At 69.1% G+C, this 19,502-nt stretch carries 17 protein-coding genes and 1 tRNA gene; 10 read left to right on the forward strand and 8 right to left on the reverse strand.

The features are described 5' to 3' along the window. Nucleotides 1-29: 29 nt before the first annotated feature. Nucleotides 30-102 (forward strand) — tRNA-Asn (locus tag DB32_RS06910). Between the two features lie 556 nt (nucleotides 103-658). Next, nucleotides 659-1,324: a hypothetical protein gene (locus DB32_RS06915; RefSeq protein WP_053231621.1), complete on the forward strand. Its 666-nt coding sequence runs from the start codon at nucleotides 659-661 to the stop codon at nucleotides 1,322-1,324. A gap of 2,175 nt (nucleotides 1,325-3,499) precedes the next feature. Here DB32_RS06915 and DB32_RS06920 read toward each other — a convergent pair. The 4 genes from DB32_RS06920 to DB32_RS06935 form a co-directional block, all read right to left on the reverse strand. Next, complete coding sequence (locus DB32_RS06920) at nucleotides 3,500-4,738, reverse strand: recombinase family protein (protein ID WP_053231622.1); 1,239 nt, start codon at nucleotides 4,736-4,738, stop codon at nucleotides 3,500-3,502. 54 nt (nucleotides 4,739-4,792) lie between these two features. After that, complete coding sequence (locus DB32_RS06925) at nucleotides 4,793-5,134, reverse strand: hypothetical protein (RefSeq protein WP_053231623.1); 342 nt, start codon at nucleotides 5,132-5,134, stop codon at nucleotides 4,793-4,795. A gap of 75 nt (nucleotides 5,135-5,209) precedes the next feature. Next, nucleotides 5,210-6,268 (reverse strand): hypothetical protein, encoded by a 1,059-nt coding sequence (locus DB32_RS06930; protein ID WP_053231624.1) that lies wholly within the window; start codon nucleotides 6,266-6,268, stop codon nucleotides 5,210-5,212. Continuing rightward, nucleotides 6,268-6,675 (reverse strand): DUF4259 domain-containing protein, encoded by a 408-nt coding sequence (locus DB32_RS06935; RefSeq protein WP_053231625.1) that lies wholly within the window; start codon nucleotides 6,673-6,675, stop codon nucleotides 6,268-6,270. The genes DB32_RS06930 and DB32_RS06935 overlap by 1 nt, the downstream gene beginning before the upstream one ends. A 737-nt stretch (nucleotides 6,676-7,412) precedes the next feature. Here DB32_RS06935 and DB32_RS06940 point away from each other — a divergent pair. From DB32_RS06940 to DB32_RS06955, 4 genes are all read left to right on the forward strand, one after another. Next, the gene (locus tag DB32_RS06940; RefSeq protein ID WP_053231626.1) at nucleotides 7,413-8,432 is read left to right on the forward strand and encodes a radical SAM protein; all 1,020 of its coding nucleotides are present in this window, start codon (nucleotides 7,413-7,415) and stop codon (nucleotides 8,430-8,432) included. Between the two features lie 133 nt (nucleotides 8,433-8,565). Beyond that, the gene (locus DB32_RS06945) at nucleotides 8,566-9,393 is read left to right on the forward strand and encodes a hypothetical protein (protein WP_053231627.1); all 828 of its coding nucleotides are present in this window, start codon (nucleotides 8,566-8,568) and stop codon (nucleotides 9,391-9,393) included. Nucleotides 9,394-9,549: 156 nt separating this feature from the next. Further along, the gene (locus DB32_RS06950; protein WP_157068795.1) at nucleotides 9,550-11,136 is read left to right on the forward strand and encodes a hypothetical protein; all 1,587 of its coding nucleotides are present in this window, start codon (nucleotides 9,550-9,552) and stop codon (nucleotides 11,134-11,136) included. Nucleotides 11,137-11,166: 30 nt separating this feature from the next. Further along, nucleotides 11,167-11,652, forward strand: a complete 486-nt coding sequence (locus tag DB32_RS06955) for a hypothetical protein (RefSeq protein ID WP_053231629.1) — start codon at nucleotides 11,167-11,169, stop codon at nucleotides 11,650-11,652. Between the two features lie 91 nt (nucleotides 11,653-11,743). Here the strand turns inward: DB32_RS06955 and DB32_RS06960 are convergent, their stop codons facing one another. Together DB32_RS06960 and DB32_RS06965 are read right to left on the reverse strand one after the other, a co-directional pair. Then, on the reverse strand, nucleotides 11,744-12,283 hold the full coding sequence (locus DB32_RS06960) for an IS630 family transposase (protein WP_075097469.1): 540 nt from the start codon (nucleotides 12,281-12,283) through the stop codon (nucleotides 11,744-11,746). After that, nucleotides 12,271-12,675, reverse strand: coding sequence for a helix-turn-helix domain-containing protein (locus DB32_RS06965; protein WP_053231631.1), 405 nt, complete (start codon nucleotides 12,673-12,675; stop codon nucleotides 12,271-12,273). Before DB32_RS06965 ends, DB32_RS06960 begins: the two co-directional genes overlap by 13 nt. An 82-nt stretch (nucleotides 12,676-12,757) precedes the next feature. Here DB32_RS06965 and DB32_RS06970 point away from each other — a divergent pair, with 82 nt between their 5' ends. From DB32_RS06970 to DB32_RS06980, 3 genes are all read left to right on the forward strand, one after another. After that, nucleotides 12,758-13,186 carry a hypothetical protein gene (locus tag DB32_RS06970; protein ID WP_083457200.1) on the forward strand — a complete coding sequence of 143 codons (429 nt, stop codon included), beginning with the start codon at nucleotides 12,758-12,760 and terminating at the stop codon, nucleotides 13,184-13,186. A gap of 395 nt (nucleotides 13,187-13,581) precedes the next feature. Further along, entirely contained in the window at nucleotides 13,582-14,475 is an 894-nt protein-coding gene (locus DB32_RS06975) for a hypothetical protein (protein ID WP_157068796.1), read from the forward strand. 208 nt (nucleotides 14,476-14,683) lie between these two features. Further along, entirely contained in the window at nucleotides 14,684-15,511 is an 828-nt protein-coding gene (locus DB32_RS06980; RefSeq protein ID WP_169791364.1) for a hypothetical protein, read from the forward strand. Nucleotides 15,512-16,172: 661 nt separating this feature from the next. Here the strand turns inward: DB32_RS06980 and DB32_RS06985 are convergent. After that, a complete protein-coding gene (locus DB32_RS06985) occupies nucleotides 16,173-17,516 on the reverse strand; it encodes a sigma 54-dependent Fis family transcriptional regulator (RefSeq protein WP_053231635.1) in 1,344 nt (447 codons plus the stop codon). Nucleotides 17,517-17,547: 31 nt separating this feature from the next. Further along, entirely contained in the window at nucleotides 17,548-18,540 is a 993-nt protein-coding gene (locus tag DB32_RS06990; protein WP_053231636.1) for a serine/threonine-protein kinase, read from the reverse strand. Nucleotides 18,541-18,597: 57 nt separating this feature from the next. Between DB32_RS06990 and DB32_RS06995 the strand changes: the two genes are divergently transcribed. After that, nucleotides 18,598-19,494: a hypothetical protein gene (locus DB32_RS06995; protein WP_053231637.1), complete on the forward strand. Its 897-nt coding sequence runs from the start codon at nucleotides 18,598-18,600 to the stop codon at nucleotides 19,492-19,494. Nucleotides 19,495-19,502 lie beyond the last annotated feature (8 nt).

Raw genomic sequence — 19,502 nt, forward strand, 5'->3', positions numbered from 1 at the left:
CGGACTTCCGGGTAGAGTGCGCGACCCATTCCGGGATAGCTCAGTCGGTAGAGCGATCGGCTGTTAACCGATTGGTCCCTGGTTCGAGTCCAGGTCCCGGAGCTGAGTTGGCCGCTGACCAACGGCCGGTAAACAGAAAGCCCCGCGAGAAATCGCGGGGCTTTCGCCTTTGTGGGCTCCGGCAGAGAGCGCCGGAGGGGTGTCCGAGAGGGCCGGTTCTGGGCCCCAGCGGGGCAGACAGAGCCCAGACGGGTTAACAGGGATTCGGCGTGGAGATTCTCCGTCCAGAGGCTGTTAACCCCAGAACGCGCGGAGCGCGCGGCGGTCTCCCCGCCCTAGAAATTCAAGGCGGCGCCCCGCCTACGAAGAACTTGAGTTGTTCGCGCGAGAATCGCTGGTACGCGCGATAGTCGACTCAAGGTCAGATAATAGCCGACCGAGGGTCATGTTCTCCGTCGCCACGGAGAATGCCTGACGGAGATCGTGTCTGCCTTCAGCGCGCGGCCACGGCGCTCGTCAGGCAGGGCGCTTGCCGCCATCGCGCTCCCAGGGACACTGCCGCGTGACAACGCAGGAACCGTTTGAGGCGCGAGTGCGGCGCATCCGGGAGTCGCGAGATCCGACCGCGCTCGTACGCGAGGCTCTTGCTGACTCACGGGTGATCAAGTTCGTCGTCGCCTCGCTCGACGAATGCGAGCCCAATGAGCAGGCGGCTCGCCTCGCGATCGAGGCGCACGATCGCCGTGAGGCGCCATCCTGGCTCGCAGCAGCGTTGCTGGGCCACGTCCGCCACCGCGTCGGGTACGCGAAGGTGATGGAGATCTTGCGACGCGGGGATGCCTTGCTGAGCGAGAGCTACGCCGCGGGCAGCGCAGTGCTCATCGCCGGGGCCGCTGCCGAGCGCGATCTCATGGAGGTCGTCGACGCCGTCGAAGACGGCTACGCGCGCAGGGCAGCCGCGCATGCGCTGGGCACCATCGGAACCGCGAGCGCGATCGCGTTTCTCGCTGGCGCACCGGCGCGTGGCAGGTTGAGTTGCGCGAGCGTCGCTCACGCGCTCGTCACGGCGCCGGTGGAGGCGCGCACGATACTCGAGGCCATGCGCTCGCCGGATCTCGAGACGCGTCGCTGGCCCCCGATGCTCATCGCGGAGCGGCTCCGGTCCGCAACGCGCGGGGACGCCGCGCGTCCGGCAGTGCCTGACGATCCGGAGCTCCGGAATGCGCTGGCGGCAATGCTCAAAGAGGGGGTCGGCGCGGAAGGCGTCGTGTGGCGCGCCGACGCTCTCGTCATACGCGACTGGCTCGCGAACGCGGGCCCGTAACCGAGTTCCTGCTGCGCCGCAATGCGATGCGCGGCGCCAGCTACACGATGCGATGCGCGATGCCGGGTCCGTCGAGGGGACGCGGAAAGCGTGCGCTTCCGGATTACTGCGAGATCGCGGCCCTCGACAACCACATCGCGAATGCGATGGTCCTAGCGGCGACGCGGCCGGGACGATCGCTGCTTCGGAAGCCGCCAACGTGCCGCCGCCGCGGGCAAGTGCACGGCTTCGGCGCCGGCAAGCTCGTGCATAGCTGCCATGTCGTTGCCGCTCGAGAACCGCGCGCCCCGGACCGCCTTCATGAGGCGCAGCAACCCAGCGCGACCTGTTCGTTGCGCTTCGCGGGGGCGCCGACAATCCTTGCGCGGCGATGTCTCACCTCCACGCAAGGCTCCTGGTCCTCACCGCCGCGGCGATCTGCGCCTCCTGCTCGGCCGGTTCCCCATCGCCCGGAGCCCCGGGGACCGACGCCGGCCTCCCTCCGCGCGGGGGACGACCCGTGGGCGATTTCTGCGCGGAACCAAGCGATTGTGCATCCGGCGTTTGCCTGAACACTGGAGGCGAGTTCTCGTACGAGCTCTGCTCGGCGCCGTGCGAAACCGAGGCCGACTGCGGGTCCGAGATGACCTGCGGGATCGGGCCGACCGGCGCGCGGATGTGCGTACCGCGGGTCTGCGACACGACGTCTCGCTTCTACAGTTACGTCTGCGTCGACGGCGAGAGCGTCTCCTGCGAGCAGACTGACCGAGAAGAGCATTGTGACGTGTGCGGCTGCGGAGACTCGTCGCTCCGCTGCAGTAACGGCGAGTGCTTGCCGCTGAGTAACGTCGGTGGCGATTGCGCGCGCGACTCCGACTGCCTCACTAACAACTGCAGTCGGAGCGAGTTCGTGTGCCGGGTTCCGGTCGGCAGCCGGTGCGACGACACCAACTGTGACCGCTGTGTAGTGCACGAAGAGTCCGACTGGCGCTTTTGCACCCGAGCTTGCCGAAACGACGGCGAGTGCAACGGGACGCGCTGCATCGGAAGCGAGTCTCGCGGATGGGCGTGTCGCCCAGACTGCACCGGCTGTCCGACCCGGTGCTCCCCGCTGAGCGGCGGCGGACTCTACTGTGAATGCCTCGGGTGCGACGATCAGTATCCGACCAACCGAGCGCTCTACACGCTCTGCGGCGACGACAGCAGCTGTGCGAGTGGTGCGTGCCTCGCGAACGAAATCTGCACCTCGAGTTGCAGTGCGGACGCCGACTGCGGTGACCTCGGTCGATGCGTGTCGATCGCGTGCGCGGAGGGCGAGACTGCCGCCTGCGGGAACGTCTGCGTTCAACGGTGCGGGAGCGAGCTCGACTGCCGCGCCGGCAGCTGCGTTGAGCTTCCCTCGGCCTCGGGCACGGGGGCGGTGTCGGTGTGCGATCCCAGGAAGCCCGACGGTCGGATGTGCTTCCGCGACCGCGAGTGCCTCTCGGGGCGGTGCCGTGTCGCCCAGGCATGCATCCCCGCCGACGGGCTGGCGAACGGGGAACGGTGTGCGGATCCAAGCGAGTGTCGCTCGGGCAGCTGTCTCAGCGGAACGTGCCGCGGCACGAGCCTTATCGGTCAGCCCTGCGAGGGCACTGCGGATTGTGCTGCGGGGATGTGCTGCGACGGAGCGTGCCGTGCCTCGTGTTGAGGTCGCGGGCGCCACGCGCCAAGCGCCGCGCTTCGGCTGAGGACCTACCCGTCGTTCAGCGTTGCACTTGCGCGCGCGAGCCCGGAATGCTGGCGAAACGGGCTGGGCCGTCGACAGCGCCGCGCCCGGCTCGAGCGACCGCGCGATGCGGCAGCCGAGGTCCGACGTGCGCGCGGCCTTGCCCATGAGCGCGGCGTCCCCGCGCGTTGCGCACCGGAGCCGCTCCGCGAGCAGAGGGCCCGCGACGCGTCTCGAGATCGGAGTGCGTTCCGCGTGGCGCGCGCGTCCGGCGGTGCCCGACGATCCAGCGGTCTCACGCGTGGCCGACACCCGGATCGCGGAGAACGGCACGCTGCGCGTGCAAACGAATCGCGAGAGCTTTCGAAGCTGGAGCAGGCGCTCGCACCCGTGCTTCCGAACAAACGAGCATGGGATCGCGGCATGAAGCGCCTGTACCGTCACTGACGCGGTCCCCGAGCGCGCGAACCAGCGGAGCCTGCGGCGAACTATTCGGAGCCGTTCTGCGGATCATCGGAGGCGATCTCTGTTCTCAGGATTGCGACGATCGATCGCCGCCTCGAGTTCCACGTCACGCTCTCGAACGTTGCGAGCAGCAGCCTGCGACGGTTTTGCGGCAATAGGACCTCCCAGATCCTGCCCACGCGCGAGAGTCGCTCGTGCTCGACGGTGGGTAGCGAGCTCGAAGGGCTGACGAGCAGCTGAATCACCGCCGTCTCGATCCACCCCGCTTCAAGTTGTGTGCCTCGACAGCCGTGACCGCGGCAGCGGTAGTACCTGCGCTGCGGTTTCGTTCTGCGGCGATCATCGATCGGGTCGGCCTTCGTACTGGTCGATGTCGTCGTCATGCGCGAGCCGCATCGCTCGCACACGAGTAGGCCTCTCAGCAGGAAGGAATCATCATGCTCGAGCGGCGTCCTCTTGCTCGGCGCGCGCGTACGGCGCTCCTCGATTGTCGCCACGACGCGGTCGAACAGCTCGGGCGCGACGATTGGCGCGTGGATGCCAGGCTCGCCGGTCTTCAACCGACCGGCGTAGCGTGGGTTCCTCAAGACGCGCAGGACGGCGCGAGCGTGCCACTCACGACCTGAGAATCGCTCGTTCGCTTCTCGCGCGATGTCCGCGGCGCATGCGCCCTCGTCGGCGCGTTCGAACATCCACGTGACAACCTCGGCCTCATCGCGGACGGGCACGAGCTGCTTCGTGTATCGGTCGGCGAGATAGCCGAATGGCACTCCGCCGGACGTCCGCGCGCCGTGAGCGCGACGGGCAGCGTGCGCATCGCGCAGACGAGCGACGATCATCGAGTGCTCGAGCTCGGCGAAGATCGCGAGCGTGTTCAGCTGGAACGAGCTCAGCGCGTTGCTGTCGAGGTCGCGATCGACATCGGCGACCGACACGCCGACTCCGAACTGGCGGAAGATCTGACCAAGCCAGATCCAGTCCTCGAAACTCCGCGTGAGCCGGTCGACACGATCGATGATCACCTGATCGAAAGCGCCATCTCTTGCGCGCTCGATCATGCGGATGAGCGCCGGGCGGTCACTATCGGCGCCGCTCCAACCGTCGTCGTCGAAACCCTCGGGGATCGGGATCCACCCGCGTCGCTCGATGAGCCGCAGACAGCGCTGGTACTGGAGGAGGCACGAGCGCACGCGCGGGTCACCGCGATGGACCGCCGATCGTCGCGTGTAGATCGCGCAGCGCTTGACGTGATGCCGCGGCACGCGCCGTCATCGGCGCGAGCGGTGCGGGCGTTGTGTCCCAGTGCGCGGTGGACGTCAGCTCGCGGGACATCGAGAGACGATCCTACCGACCGCGTCTCGAACCTGGTCCGCGGTGACCTGGAGTGCGCGTGCATCAGGGGCAAGCTCCTCGCGCATCGCGTCGAGCGACGCCTGGATCGTCGAGCGGAGCCTCTCGATCTCCGTCGAGGTCAGTGATGCGAACCGCTCGGGCGAAAGGGGACGACCGAGCGCCTTGATCGTCATCTCGTAGCCCCACTGCGGCGAGAGCTCCGACAGGACGTCCTCGGGTACATTCGTGCCGACATCGACGGCGTCGGCAATCGACTCCCCGATCGCCGTAGTCAGATCCAGCTCGTGCGGAGAACTGTTCGCCACCTTGCGTGACCTACCGCGGCCAGCGCGACCGCTTTTCGTATCCCACGTCGTGCGCTCGGCATGGAGCGGCCAGCGTCAGCGCTCGCTGCCAGCGTCTTGGCACGCGCGCTCCAGCTCTTCGAGGTAGTAGTCGCACGCCACGATCGTGAAGTCGTTGGTGACGTTCAGCTCACTCCAGTCATTGGCGCGCAGGCGTGCGGCGGCACGGCGGGCGACGTCGACGCCGATCGCGAACGCGTCGGGCCCGGCGAGCGCGGACAAACGCAACGCCGCGTCCTGGACGTCGAGGTCCTCGTCAGCCGGCAGGATGCGAGCCCAGTCCGCGAACGCCCAACGCAGCGCTGGGTCGGCACGTTCGGGCGGGGTGGCGCTCGTCACGAACGGCGGCAGCGGCGGATGCCCCGACCAGACGAGCGCGATCGCTGCGATCGGCGGCTCTCGGGGTAGCGCCCTCGCGACGCGATCCACTGCTGTCTTGAGCGCCGTGAGGAACGCGTCGGCGACCGACTCCACAGTGTCGTGCGGGTTGCGCCGGCGGTACACCGCGCGCCTGCGTCCTCCGTCGGTCGTCTCGTCCACCGCCGTGATCCCCTGCGTGTCGGACGACACGTGCATCGTCGATCGCAGCTCCCGCCCGCGCGGGTCGGCGCTCGGGAGGCGGGCGACCTCGACCTGCACCAGCCGCGTCGCGTGATGAATGTACCGCTCGGTCCGCCGCTCGTTCCGGTTGACGATGGTCGCCTCGACCGGCTGGCCGTCATCGAGTGTGAGCGTGCCGGCGACGATCGTGCGGCGCGCAGCGCTCGAGTCGTGTTGGCTCCATGTAACGCGCGCGGTCCCGTACGTGTAGACGGTCAACGTGTGGACGACATCGTGCTTGCCGAGCTCGTACTCGCGCACGATCCGCAGGCGTCCATCCGCGTCCTCCCCATACTCGACGATGTCTTGGTGTGGCGTGGCCGGTGTCGCGATGGGCTCGCCCCCGAGCCGTAGCGGGAGCATCTGCTCGGCCGGGCGGCGTCCCCAGCGCCAGCGCAGAACCGCGGCGGAAGCGGCGGCCTCGCGCTCGTCGAGAGTGGCGCGCGCTTCGTCGAGCACGAGACGGTTCGCTTCCTCGCGTCGTCGCCTGGACATCACCCGGTTCCCGCCGCGCTCAAGCGTCCGAGCAGGAGGCCGACATCCGCCCGCCACGCGTCGCTGTCGCCTTCGTCCCAGAGCTGTGCGAGCTCCGAGCGCTGCGCGTCCAGGACCACCGGGATCGCGCGCGCGGCGAGCGTCACGTCGCTGGCGTCGAGCGCACGCGGATTCGCCTCGAGCCATTCGCGTGCCGCGTCGGGCAACCGACGAAGATCGCGGTCGCGCCACGCGGCAACGACCTCGGCGGCAGCCAAGGCGCCGCTGCTGACGTCGCTATCGACGACGTCCGCGTCGTCGGTGACCGCTTCGAGCGTGGTGCGGATGCTCGCGCTGCCCTCGACGAGATCGGCGAGCCACTCAAGCGCCTGATCGTTCTCGAATGTGCCGTGTCCCCATGCGCCCATGCCGCGCGATCGTACGGACGGAGGTTCGCCCCGCAAGCGACCGATGCATGCGTGCTGGTGTCGCTCACCAGCGACCTGCTGGTTAACGGGCCCATCTACCTGAAATGACGCAGCAAACATCGATTGCGTCAGCCTGACGCAAGGCAGACAAGGAAAGAGCTAAGCTGGCCGGCGGCGAACATGCCGGTAAACAGAAAGCCCCGCGAGAAATCGCGGGGCTTTCGCCTTTGGGGGCTCGGCAGAGAGCGCGGACGGGCCTCCGAGGGGCCCGGTTCTGGGCGCCAGCGGGGCGGACAGAGCCAGACGGGTTAACAGCGATTCTCCGGTCGCGATTCTCCGTCCAGACGCTGTTAACTCCAGAGCGCGCGGCGCGCGCGGCGGTCTCCCCGCCCTACAAATTCAAGGCGGCGCGCCGCCAAAGAAGAACTTGAGTTGTTCGCGCGAGAATCGCTGGCTCGCACGATAGGCGACTTGCGGTCAGATAATAGCCGACCGTGGGTCGTATTCTCCGTCGCGACGGAGAATGTCCGACGGAGATCGTGTCTGCCTTCAGGAGCAGCCACCACGTTCTCGTCAGAACGCTTGCGGGATCGTGCTCGCGGGACTGGCGGAGCCGGAGACCCCGGGATCCGATCGCGCTCGTGCACGGGCCTTCGCGATCAACGCGCGTTCAAACTCGTGGTCGCCTCGCTCGACGAATGCGAGCCTGATGGCCGGCCTACTCTAAAACACCCTCGATGCACCACGACATCCCAATCCCCTCCTGGCTCCGCCACCTGCGGCGCTGCGAGCTCGACGGCGCACTCCTCCTCTTCGATCGCGAGACGGGGCTGAACGCGCTGATCGACGGAGAGGAGACGGCGCACCTGCGCCGGCAGGCTCCGCGCGTGCTGCAGTTCGCGCTCACGAACCACTGCAACCTCGCGTGCACGTTCTGCTCGCGCGACCTCGACGCGAGGAGCGCGTGGACGGCCGATAGCGCATTCCGGTTCCTATCCGACATGGCGGTCTTGGGGACGCTCGAGGTGGCGTTCGGGGGCGGCGAGCCTCTCGTGCTCAAGGGGTTCGCCGATCTCGTGGCGCGCCTTCACGACGAGACGCCGCTCGCCGTGAGCTTCACGACCAACGGCACCCGACTCGACAGCGCGCTCGTGCGCGGGATCGCCGGCAAGGTCGGGCAGATCCGACTCTCGATCTACGACGACTCCGATTGGCGCGCTCAGGTGCGACTGCTCGCCGAGAACGACGCGCGCTTCGGCATCAACTACCTGGTCACGCGGGCGCGCGCGCCGCACGTCGTCGATCGGGTGCTCGAGCTCGTCGAGCTCGGAGCGCGCGACGTCCTGCTCCTCTCGTACAACGGGCACGACGCGTCGCTCCACCTCGATCCATTGTCGCTCGCGGCGCTCGATGCCGACGTGCGCACGCTGATGCGCGCCCTCGCCGGACGGGCCGAGCTGAAGCTCGACGTGTGCTGGGGCGATCGCCTCCCGAGCGTGCCGCGCGCGCTCGACCGCGATCTCCGCGCCTGTGCCGCCGGTGTCGATCACCTGGTGATCACCAGCGATCGCCAGGTCGCCGCGTGCTCGTTCCACCACCTCGCGTGGCGGTTCGAGACCGCCGACGACGTGATGCGGATCTGGCGCGAGCGGCGTGACGCGATGTCGATCGCGACGGCGGCGCCGGGCTGCGCCCGCGATCCCGACTACGGGCTCGAGACCCGTCGTTCGCTCCCCGTCGCGATGGAGGTCCGTTGATGCGCATCCGCTTGTTCCGCGCGTGGGCCAGCAACAACAGCGGCGCGTACGTACTGCTCGGCTCCTTCCACGACGCCGAAGTCGCCGAGCTCGCGGCTGCCGAGCTGAACGAGGCGCTCGCCGCGCACGACGCATGGGCGGAGAGCAGGAGCCGCCGGCGAAGGATCCTTCGCCGTTCATGGCGTTCGCCCAGAAGCACGGCCTGCCGATGCAGACCGGCTGGGTCCCGTGGCAGGAAGGAATGCGCTGCGAGATCCTGGGCGCGCAGGTGCTCCTCGAGAGCTACGCGGCGGAGATGCCCTCGGCGTTCATCGCGTGGATCGCCAAACACGGCGGGCATGTGCAGACCGAGCTGATCCACGCCCACGGCCCGCTCGTGCTGCGGGCCCACGTGTGGATGAAAGACGGCTGGAGCCCCGAGAACCACGTTCGTGCGCACCATGCGCTCGCGCGCTTCGAGGCGAAGGTGAGCGTGGACCCCGAGGTGAAGGCGTCGCTCCAGCATCGCTGGGCCACGGTCTCGCGCGGCATCCACTTCGTCCCGAACGAGCACGGCGGTCGCGAAGCGTTGGTCGCGCCCTACGATGTCACGCGCGCCAGCCGCGCCTTGCGCGCGGCGGCGATCTCCGAAGGGCTCGGCATCTCGTTCGAGCTCTTCGAGTGGATCGACCACGAGAGCGATCCCGCCGAGGTGATCGCGCTCTCGGCCCGCGGGGAATCGCTCCGGCTGGAGATCGACGATCCCGGTCCGCGCCCCGAGGAGCTCGCCCGCGCGCTCACCGATTTGCTCGGGATCCCGCCCGAGCGCGCGACCTGGATGGTCCTGCCGCGGAAGTCCCCCGCTCGTAGCGTCGTCCTCGACCACGTGTCGCGCCGGCACGGCGAGCTCGCGCTCCGCGTCGTCCGCCACCACGGCGCGACCGCGCACCTGCGAGCGCGTGACGGGGCGGTCGTGGAGTGACACGCGCGGCTTGCGCACGCGCCGTGATCCACACTCGGACACGGTCTCGAGTGGGCTCCGCTGTCATGCGGTCATGCCGGCACGAGTCGCAGGGCCACCAGCATTGGCGACCGGACGAATGTCGGGCTCCCTGGGCTCGTAGCGGCGCGCGCTGAAGTGACCGCGAAAGGAGCGATTGTGGGCACGAAAGTTCATTCTCTGTTCGTACGGTGCGCCGAGCCACGTCGCGTCGCAGAGGCGATTGCGCCGCTCGCACGGGACGCTGAGCTGTTCGAGGTGGTGCTCGTGCCGGCGGGCGTGTGGACCGTCGTGCTCGGCGACGAGCTCGACGACCTGGACACCGTCGCATCTCCGCTATCGTCAGCCCTCGCTAGTCCAGTCGTGCACACGCGCGTCGTCGATGGCGACGCAGCGCAGATGCGATTGATGATCGCAGGCGAAGAGGTGGGCTGGATCGCAACGCCGCCGCGCATGTTCAGGCGCAGTAGCATCGGCGACGTCGTCGCATGGCGGGCGTTGTTCGAGGACGACTCCGCGGTCGACGAGATTGAGAACGCCTGGCGAGACGCCGACGTCTCGATGGAGCAGCGAGTCGCCATCACTGCGCACCACTTGGGAATCGACCGTCAACTCGCGCTCGAGAACATGCATGCCTTGGTCGAGGATCATCCGAGTCGGATCGACCTCGCGTTCGAGATCGAAGAGCCACCGCACATCACGGGGGAACCGCGACTGCGATTCAGCGGAGGTTCTCTCGATCGCGAAGAGCTCGCCGTTGGCGAACGCGCGGAGATCTTCGCGACGATCGAAAACGATGGCGGGGCCGGGCGAGGTGCGCGACTGACGATCGCTGGTGCGGCGATCGCAAAAGGTTTGGTTGAAATCGAGGCGCTCTCGATCCTCCGCGAGGGCGACTGGCGACGGGTTCATGGCGCCGCACGACGCGACGTGACCGCCGACCTGGACCTGCCGCTGGGCGCTGGTCGCTGGGTGATGAGCGTGCGGGTGAACGTTCGGGCGGCCGCGCAGGGCGACGGAGCGCTCACGCTCACGATCGCACCGACCAGTGGCGCCGAGGCGCGGCGTTCGATCGACGTGACCTCGTATACCCAGGGCCGCAGGCCGTTGCACGCGGTCGACGATCCAGCGGCCCTCCGCGGACTCTGGCGTCCTGACGCGGTGCACGCCTGGATCGTGCTCGACGAGCCGCGCGACCGTGCGCTCGACGTGGCCATCGAAGCTCTCTTGCGTTTCCACCGCCTGCTCGATCTTCCTCCGGACACGAGCTATCGGCGTTTCAGCGCGGCCCCTGGGTCGCGGTATCGACAGTGCAGCGTCAGCGCCGCGAAGCTCACCGAGCGCGCGATCCGCACGTGGATGAGAGACGCGTCCAGCCTCGATTTGTCGCTCGCGGACGATTCAAAGAGCGCGGGTGCTGCGCTTGAGCTGATCTCGATTCCGGCCGAGCGCTCTCCTGAGCGTGCAGCGCCGCACATCGGGTTCCGGTTGACGATGACGGACCGCTCGGAAGACGAGAGCGCCGCGCTGGAGCGCGCACTCGTGTCGCTCGTCGATGGAATCGTCTCACAGGCCCAAGTGCGGCAGGCTTTCGTCGATCGCTGGAGCGGCGTGGGTCCGTTCGACACGACCGCATACGAGCAGGCATGCGGCGTGACCGGGCCCGCGCTCCCCGCGATCACGATCCCGCGGATCTCGAGGATCGCTTCCAGATCCAGGAACTGACTCAGCGTCGCGCTGACGCTCCGGGTCTTCGTGAAGTTCTCGTTGTCCGTGACGGTCGTGTGCGTCGCGTCTATCCGTGAAGAGATTGAGGCTATGGCGATTGAGTATCGTATGGTCGGAATCTTCCCGTTGGATGACACTCTCAGTCGCCGGCTGCGTGCCGTACTCGGTGCCGACGCGCGGGAGCGCAGCGCGTCGGATCCGGCGGTGAAGTTTGAGCTCACTTCGGCACTTCTGCTTGTTCGCGCCATTCGCAGGGCCGCATTCAAGAACCGATCGACGCTCTATTTTCGCGTCCTCGACCTGAATCAGGCGGTGGAGGCGACGAACATGATGCTCGCCTGCGTGGCGGCCGCGTTGGAGCAGTTGCCGCCTCACGTGGACGTTGAACTGCGGACAGACGAAACTCTCCTCATGGAACGCAAGTGGAATCGCACTAAAGTGATCGAGCCTGTAAGGAAGGGAATTCCTTTCTGGGACGACGACCGCCGACGCATTCTCGGGGTCGCGAAGTAACGCTGCTCCGCGGAGAGCTTGCCGATGCTCCAACTCCATGTGGAATACCGACGAGAGGGGCGACTCCGGAACGCCGACGCTAACCCGAAGATCAGTTGAGCTGAGCCTGACTGAGGCAGTGACGAAACCAAGCGGCGATGTGCGCGACAGGCACGCTGCAGCGGAGTCGGCGAAGCACGCTGCGCAGCTCCTCTTCGGTGTTGGTTCGGAGTGCGCGCACGCCGCGCTTCAGGTGCGGCCACAGGAGCTCGATCGGGTTCAGCTCCGGGCTGTAGGTGGGCAGGTAAACCGGCGTCGCGCCGACGGCTTCGATCGCGGCGCGCACGGCGACCATCTTGTGGCTGTTGAGGTTGTCCATGACGACGACGTCGCCGGGGCGCAGCCAAGGCACGAGGCGTTGACGAACGAAACGCAGGAAGACTCGTCCGTTGATCGCTCCACGGTGCGTCATGAGGAGCGGACGAGAGCCGATCCGGATCGCGCCGACGATCGACACGGTCTTCCAGTGACCCATCGCTCGCTTGCCAACCGCTCGCGCGCCGCGCGGAGCCCAGCTGTGCTCGCGGCGCATTCCCGTCCGGCAGAAGGATTCGTCGATGAAGACGAGGCGGTTCGCGCTCAGCGCCGTGATGAGCGCGCAGAACTCGCGACGCCTCTGCCGGTGCTCGGGCGTGTCTGCTCCACGGCCCGGACCGGGTCTTTTTTTGAATACCCGAGTCGCTGAATCGCGCGCTGCACGGACGAGCGGCTCGTAGAGATCGACGCCTCTTTCTCGAGCGCCTCCGTGAGCTCCGCGACCGTCGCATCGGGCATCTTGCTCACGATCGCGACAAGCAGCGTCGCGATGCGACCTCGAATCGGCGAGCGGTTCCCTCCGCTGCGCGGCCGCGGCGCTACCGACCCCGACTCACGGTGTAGCCGGAGCACGCGACTGACCGTCGCTCGGCCAACGTCGAGCAGCGCCGCGATCTCCTCGTACGTGCGATAGCCGTGCTCGCGCAGCTCGACGATCGCCTTCCGCACTGCTTCTGGCGTGGCCGTTTCCACGGGCCGACGAGATCACATTTCCCGGATCACATCAACCGGGGTCCGGGTTAGAACCGTCTTGGACGAGTTGGAGCCGCTCATCGAGGATCGCGACCGGAACCGCGCGCACAGGTATCAGCACGAGTCGGTTGGGGACACCCGGCTGCTCGGCACGCGCGACCTCAGGTGGGCCGTCGAGGTGGTTCAGGAGCTGCCGAAGGATTTGCGATACCTCGCCGAGGGCAGCACGTTCGAGTACCCCGACAATATCTTCGATGCGCAGGTCGGAAGTACCGCCGAGGAACTCGTCGATCAGGTTCTGTTGGGCACGCGAGTCCAACGAGATCTTCTCCAGGAAAGGCTGTTGCAGGGCACCGGCGGGATTGTCTACGAGTGGCAGCGTCGCGATCGCGTGTACGAAGTCATTCATGAGCAACATGACGCGCTCCCTGACGCGTCGACCGAGTGCTTCAACTCGGATGAGGCGATCATTCGCCGGGATCGATAGCGGGCTTCGATCCGACATCGCCCCTCGACTACACGCTGGCGGGCAGCAGCCGGTGTGATCCGCCGACCATCAACTCGAGTCCCGCGTGCGCGGCTGCCAGTTCCGAGACTCGCCGACGCTCTCCGAGCGAGGTCGCTGAAGAGCACGCGATTCCGTCACGCATGCGAATCCATCACGAGCTTCCGCTCACGGGTGAGCGAGACCGCGGCGCGATATAGTCGTGCTCTCATGAGGACGATGGTCCCGGCCGGCGCGCTCCGTGTCCTCGGCCTCCACGAGCTGCCTCGCATCGAACCACCTCGCCGAGCGTATTTCCGGGCTTTGAGTGAGCATCCGAGCAGAAGCCGAGGAGCTCGGCCGCCGCGCGTCGCAAGGGTGCGGGTATGCTCGCGCTGATGCGAGCTGCTCGTCGGTCGGTCGCTGCCGCGGTCGCCGCGCTCGTCATCGGCTGCGGCGGCGGGCTCGCTTCGCACGCGGACGCAGTGCGCGATCCCCAAGTTCGGGCCGAGCTGCGCGAAGCGCTCGCCGAGCTCGAGCGGCTGCGCCGTGAGGGCTGGGTTGAGCGCGTCGCGCGCGGCGAGTGTAGGCGCACGTTCGCGGCGCCCGATGGCATGCCGCCGGACGTGATCGGAACGCTCGCAAGCGAGCGCGAGACCACGCCGGCGCCGTGTCGCGAGGCCCTCGACGCGCTCGAGATGTTGCGCGCGCTCCGTACGCGGCTCGAGCGCGAAGAGGACGAGCCCGGCGTGCTCGACGCGTTCACGCGAGCGGTCCGCGGCGGCGCTCCGCTCGAGCACGAGTGTCCTCGGGACGGAGACGATCCGGTCGCGATCGTCGCCGCCGTCGCCCGACACGTCTCCGAGCTCTCGGTCGAGTGGGCCCTCGATGTCGGGATCGATGGCAGCGCCTCGCAGTGCCGGTTCGCGACGCTCGACGGGGTGCGGCGAGTCGCCCCCCAAGCCGGTGGATCGCCCAGGCAATGGGTCGAACGCATGCTCGTGCTGCGAGGTGACGTCCTCGCCCCGAGGGACCGTGCGACCAGGCGCGCCGACGTCGAGGCACGTGGCACAGACCCGCCGGCGCGGGCCTCGCTCGCCTTCTCGAGCGCGCTCGACGAGGGATGGTTCGTCCCGCCGGGGTCGGGACCGCACGCCAGCGCACCGGTGGTGGAGGTCGACGTGGTCACCGCAGGTATCGGGGGCGGCTCGATCCAGGCATACCTCGTCGTGCGTGCGAGCGACGGCTGGCGCGTGATCGAGTCGAGGCTCGTGGGCCAGCTCTGCCAGTGAGGGCATTGTCGCGCTTCTTCTGTCTTGTTCTCGGTTGCGCTCGCGCCCCGCGCCGGCCGGACGAAGAGCGTCCGCTCGCTCGAGCATGCGGATTCGCATGGCGTGCACCGCGTCAGGCGCCAAGCTCGCCGGCATGTTCGACCGCCCGCCTGCTCCCGCCGCCGAGACACCACCCGTCCCTCCGCACCTCGTCCTCGGCGGAGCCCTCTTGGTCCTGCGCGCTGTCGTCGAGCTCGTGCTCGCGTCGAGCCTGGGCGTCGCTCCGCTCGGCGCGGTGCTCTGGACCGGGCTCGTCGTCGATGTCGCGCTCGGCGCCCTGATCCTCGTCGGCTCGGCCCGCGCGATTGCGATCGCGCTCCTGCGCGTCGGCTTCGGCATGCTCGTCGTGCTCCTCGTGGCGATTGGCGCACGTGTGATCAGCCTGGCGCTCGTCGATGCGCTCGGCAGCGCGGCGGTGCTCGCAGCGCTCGGAGGGGTGCCTGGGCCTGCACGACGGCGCGCAGCGGTCGCGCTCTTCGTCGCGCACGTCCTCGGTGTCGTCGTCTTCCTCGCCGCCTGGCGAGCGCCGGCGGACGGGCTGGGCGCCGAGGTGACGGTGCTCGAAGGCTCGGGGCTGCCGTATCGCATCTCGTTCCCTTCGAACGGATGGCGCATGCGCGACGCGGAGCTCGTGCGCGTCGAAGCGCCGGACGCGCTTGCGTGGCTCGTTCGGCCCGACGTCGGCGGGAACGTCATGGTCGCCGCGCGGCTCGGCGCCGACCCGAGCACCACCGATCTGGACGAGGTCGAGCAGCGTGTCCTCTCGGAGCTCGGCGAGACGAACGTGGAGGTCTTGAGCCGAGAGCCGCTCGGAAGCGGACGTCTCGTGCGCATGCGTGCGCAGTTCGGTGGCATCGACGGCTATGCCGTCGTCGCGCTCCATCTCGTGCCAGGCGTCGAGTACCGCGTCCTCGGGAGCGTCGACATGCGGAACACGTCGTCCGAGCTCGAATCGGAGCTCGAGGCGATCGTTCGATCGTTCGAGCCCGGGCAGTGACACACGAGCGCGAGCTCATGGATGATCGCCACTCCGCGAGCGTCACGTCACCGTGCCGAACTATCGATGAGAAAGTTCGTAACTTCTGGTCTTCATCCGACGATTGGCATCGCTCCGTGGAAGGTGCCACGGAGGACGACCTCCTCAACGCCGAGCGCGTGATCGGACATCGGATTCCCGAAGATCTGCGCGCGATTCTGATGAACCAGGATGGCGGGATCTGCAGATACTCTTGGTTCGACGGCCCCGGCGGGACTCACTACGTGGGCCTGTTTCGATGCGATTCAATTGGCAGGTTCGTTTCGCGAGTTCCTCGAGGGCCTTCGAAGCGAGGATTGAGGACGCTTGCGGAAGCGGCGGAATCGGAAGAGTCGAGTTGAGGCGATCGGTACGTCTCAGCCGCTGACCAGCACGACCGCACTCGAGCGCATCGCGATCGCGCATGCCTGGTCGAGGTGGTCGGCGCTCCGGGCGGCGGGAGCGCGGTCGCGTAGCGCGTAGAAGATGGGCCGAGACCCTCGAGCGCACGGCGACGAGCGTGCGGCTCGCCGGTCCCGCACACGAGAATGCGAACGGGTGGGCGGCTCGTCATCGAGTAGCAGGCCGCGAGCGGAAGGTGTGCGAGCAAGCGCCGGAGCGCCTCCAGGACTGGATCCCGAGGTCATCGGAGGCCGTGCTTGCGCAGCAGCGTCAGGAGGTGCGGGCGATCCACCCGCGCCCGGCGCGCGGCCTCCGAGGCGTTGTGCTCGCACGATTCGATCAGCTCGGACAGGTACGCACGCTCGAAGCGCGCGAGCACCGCGGCGCGCGCGTCGCGGTACGTGATCGGCGCTCCGTCGGCGCGCCTGGTCAGCGTGCCGTCGTCGTGCGCGATCTCGCGACCCTCGACCTGCACGCGGCCGATCGCGAGCGCGGCCTCGACGACGTTCCGCAGCTCTCGGACGTTGCCCGTCCATCGGTGCGCGCGCAGCGCTTCGAGCGTCGCGAAGCCGAACGGGAACGCGCCCGGAGCATCGGTCAGCTCGTCGACGAAGTGGCGCACCAGCGGCTCGATGTCCTCGGGGCGCTCGCGCAGCGGCGGGATCGTCGCGCGCGCGACGGCGAGCCGGTAGTAGAGGTCGGCGCGGAAGCTTCCGTCGTTCACCGCGGCACGGAGATCGCGGTGCGTGGCGGAGATGACGCGGACGTCGACCGCGATCTCCTTCTGCCCGCCGAGCCGACGAAACCGCCGGCGCTCGAGCGCCCCGAGGAGGACCGGCTGGAGCTCGAGCGGCAGCTCACCGACCTCGTCGAGGAAGATCGTGCCGCCCTGCGCTCGCTCGAAGGCCCCTGCGCGCGTCTTGTCCGCGCCGGTGAACGCGCCGCGCTCGTGCCCGAAGAGCTCGGAAGCGATCAACGTCGCGGGCATCGAGCCGCAGTCGACGACCTCGAAGGGCCCCGCGGCGCGCTTGCCGAGATCGTGGAGCGCGCGCGCGACCACCTCCTTGCCGCAGCCGGTCTCGCCCGACACGAGGACGGACACCTCGGTCGGGGCGAGCTGTTGCAGGAGCCGGACGAGCGCCTTCATCGCAGGGCTCGCCGCGACGAGGCCGCGGATCTCCGGAACGGCATCGCTCTCGTCGGTCGATCGTCCGTCGGCGAGAGCGTCGGGCGGGAGCGTCGCGTCGTCCAGCTGGAGGATGGTGTCTCCAGCGCGGATGCGCGTCCCCGCGCGCACGGTCGCGCGCTGCACGCGCGCATCGCCGATCCACGTGCCGTTCAGGCTTCCGAGATCCTCGACGTCGATCCCGTCGCGCGTGAGCCGAAGCTCGACGTGGTACCGGCTCACCGTGCGGTCGGAGAGCACGAGCACGTTGTCGGGCGCGACGCCGATCGACGCTCCTCCCGACGTGCTCGGCTCGACCGTCGCGCCAGCGTCCGGTCCGTCCGTCACCGTGATCCGCAGGCGCCCCGGGCCCGCGAGCCGCGCGCGATCGCTCCGCTCCGTGCGCTGCGAGCTGCTCATGCGAGGGCGGCAGTATAACGAGCGAGCGCGCTCACGAGCGCTCCTCCGGCTCGAGCTCCGACTCGAGCGTCAGCGTGGTGCGCTCGTCGACCACCCCCGCGAGGAGATCGTCGAGTGGCCCGCGCCGCTCGACCGCCTGGCGGATGCTCTCGAACGCGTGCGTGAGAAGGTCCGCACCATCGCCGCCGCGACGGAGCGCTCGGGACGCGCGTGCCACCTCGGCGGCGCTCGGACGGCGCGCCGCGTCGACGTCGCAGCAGCTCGCGATCAGCTCGGCGACGTCGCTCGCGATCGACGACGCGATCGGGAGCGCGCCGCCGCCGACGTATGCGCTCGTCGCGCGCCACGACGTCAGCGGAGGCTCGCCCGCGAGCAGCGCGTGCAGCGTCGCGCCGAGCGCGTAGACGTCGACGGCCTGCGTGGTCGCGTCGCCGAGGATCTGCTCGGGCGCGATGTACCCGCTCGTTCCCTTGACGTGACCGGTGATGGTCCTGTCGGTGCGATGCGCGCCGCGGGCGATCCCGAAGTCCGCGAGGAGCACGCGCCCCTCCCACGACACGAGGATGTTCGCGGGGCACACGTCGCGGTGCACGATGCCGAGCGATCGCCCGTCGGGGCCCGAGCGCGAGTGCGCGTGATCGAGCGCGTGCGCGACCTGCTCCACGACGAAGAGCCCCACGTCTTCGGCGAAGCGACCGCGCCCACCGCGCGCGCCGGCGGCGACGCTCGCTGCGCGCGCCGCGTCGATGCCGCGGACGAGCTCGTAGGCGACGTGCTCGACGCCGTCGATGGTGCCGAAGTCGAGCGCGCGAACGATGCTCGGATGCTCGAGCGTGACGAGGAGCCTCGCCTCGTCGCGCAGCATGCGCCGGACCGCGGGGTCGTCGCGGAGCGCCGCGATCGCGCGCTTGAGCGCGACGTCCCGGCCGGCATGCGGTCCGTCGAGGGCGCGCGCCTCCCACACCTCGCCCGTGCCGCCCGCTGCCAGGCGGCGCGCGAGCTCGTACCGCCGTCGAGAGCTCATCCGCGTCGAGCGTAGTCGATGCGAGCGCGTGGCGCGGCGTGCTAGGGTCGCGCCTCGATGCGTCGTCTCGCGCACGCAGCGCTGCTCGCGACGATCCTGCTCGGCCCGCGGCCCGCCGCGGCGCAGGACACCGCGCAGCAAGACGGCGCGGCGCAGCAAGACGGCGCGGCGCAGCAAGACGGCGCGGCGCAGCAAGGCGACGCGGCGCAGCGACATGCCGCGCAGGAGGGTCCGGGCGCGTCGGCGCGCCGCGACGAGGGGCGCGCCGAGTTCGAGGCGGGCCTCCGCGCGGCGCGCGCCGGAGACTGGGCGAGCGCGCACGATCGATTCGCCCGTGCACACGAGCTCGCGCCGCAGCCGAGCGTGTTGATGAACCTCGCAGGAGCGCAGCGACAGACCGGGCGCTTGATCGCGGCGGCCGCGTCGTACCGCCAGTGGCTCGCCACCGCCACGAGCGAGCGCGACCGCCAGCGCCGACCGGAAGTGGAAGAGGTCCTCGCGCGCCTCGAAGACGCGATCCCGCGGCTGACGGTCGTGTGCGACCTCGGTCCGGGGGACGCGCTCGACATCGACGGCGCGAGCGCCGCGCCGGACCACGAGGTCCTGCTCGACCCAGGTCCGCACACCGTCGCCGTCCTCCGTGGCGGCGTCGTGATCGAGCGGAGCTCGGTGCACCTGCGCGAGGGCGAGCGCGAGCGGATCGTGCTCGAGCTGGCGGGCGACGGCGCCGCGCCCGAGAGCGCCGGCGAGCAGCGCGAGCGAAGCATCGAGGATGCGATCGCCGCTCCACCGCCGAGCGAGGGCGAGGATCCCACGGGCTGGATCGTCCTCGGCACGACCGCGGGCGCCGTCGTGCTCGCCGCGGTGATCGTCGGAGTCGTGCTCGGCGTCTCGGGCAGCGCGCCGCAGCCCTACAGCGGCAACGTCCCGCCCGGCACGTGGGAGATTCGTTGAGCCGCCGC

This window comes from Sandaracinus amylolyticus (genome assembly GCF_000737325.1).
In the GTDB taxonomy this organism is placed as follows: domain Bacteria; phylum Myxococcota_A; class Polyangia; order Polyangiales; family Sandaracinaceae; genus Sandaracinus; species Sandaracinus amylolyticus.

Bases quoted from the DNA above. Each gene is read 5' to 3' on its own strand.
- DB32_RS06930 (WP_053231624.1), bottom strand. From the start codon at position 6,268: ATGTCCAGGCGACGACGCGAGGAAGCGAACCGTCTCGTGCTCGACGAA.
- DB32_RS06935 (WP_053231625.1), bottom strand. From the start codon at position 6,675: ATGGGCGCATGGGGACACGGCACATTCGAGAACGATCAGGCGCTTGAG.
- DB32_RS06940 (WP_053231626.1), top strand. From the start codon at position 7,413: ATGCACCACGACATCCCAATCCCCTCCTGGCTCCGCCACCTGCGGCGC.
- DB32_RS06945 (WP_053231627.1), top strand. From the start codon at position 8,566: ATGGGCGGAGAGCAGGAGCCGCCGGCGAAGGATCCTTCGCCGTTCATG.
- DB32_RS06975 (WP_157068796.1), top strand. From the start codon at position 13,582: ATGCGAGCTGCTCGTCGGTCGGTCGCTGCCGCGGTCGCCGCGCTCGTC.
- DB32_RS06985 (WP_053231635.1), bottom strand. From the start codon at position 17,516: ATGAGCAGCTCGCAGCGCACGGAGCGGAGCGATCGCGCGCGGCTCGCG.
- DB32_RS06990 (WP_053231636.1), bottom strand. From the start codon at position 18,540: ATGAGCTCTCGACGGCGGTACGAGCTCGCGCGCCGCCTGGCAGCGGGC.
- DB32_RS06995 (WP_053231637.1), top strand. From the start codon at position 18,598: ATGCGTCGTCTCGCGCACGCAGCGCTGCTCGCGACGATCCTGCTCGGC.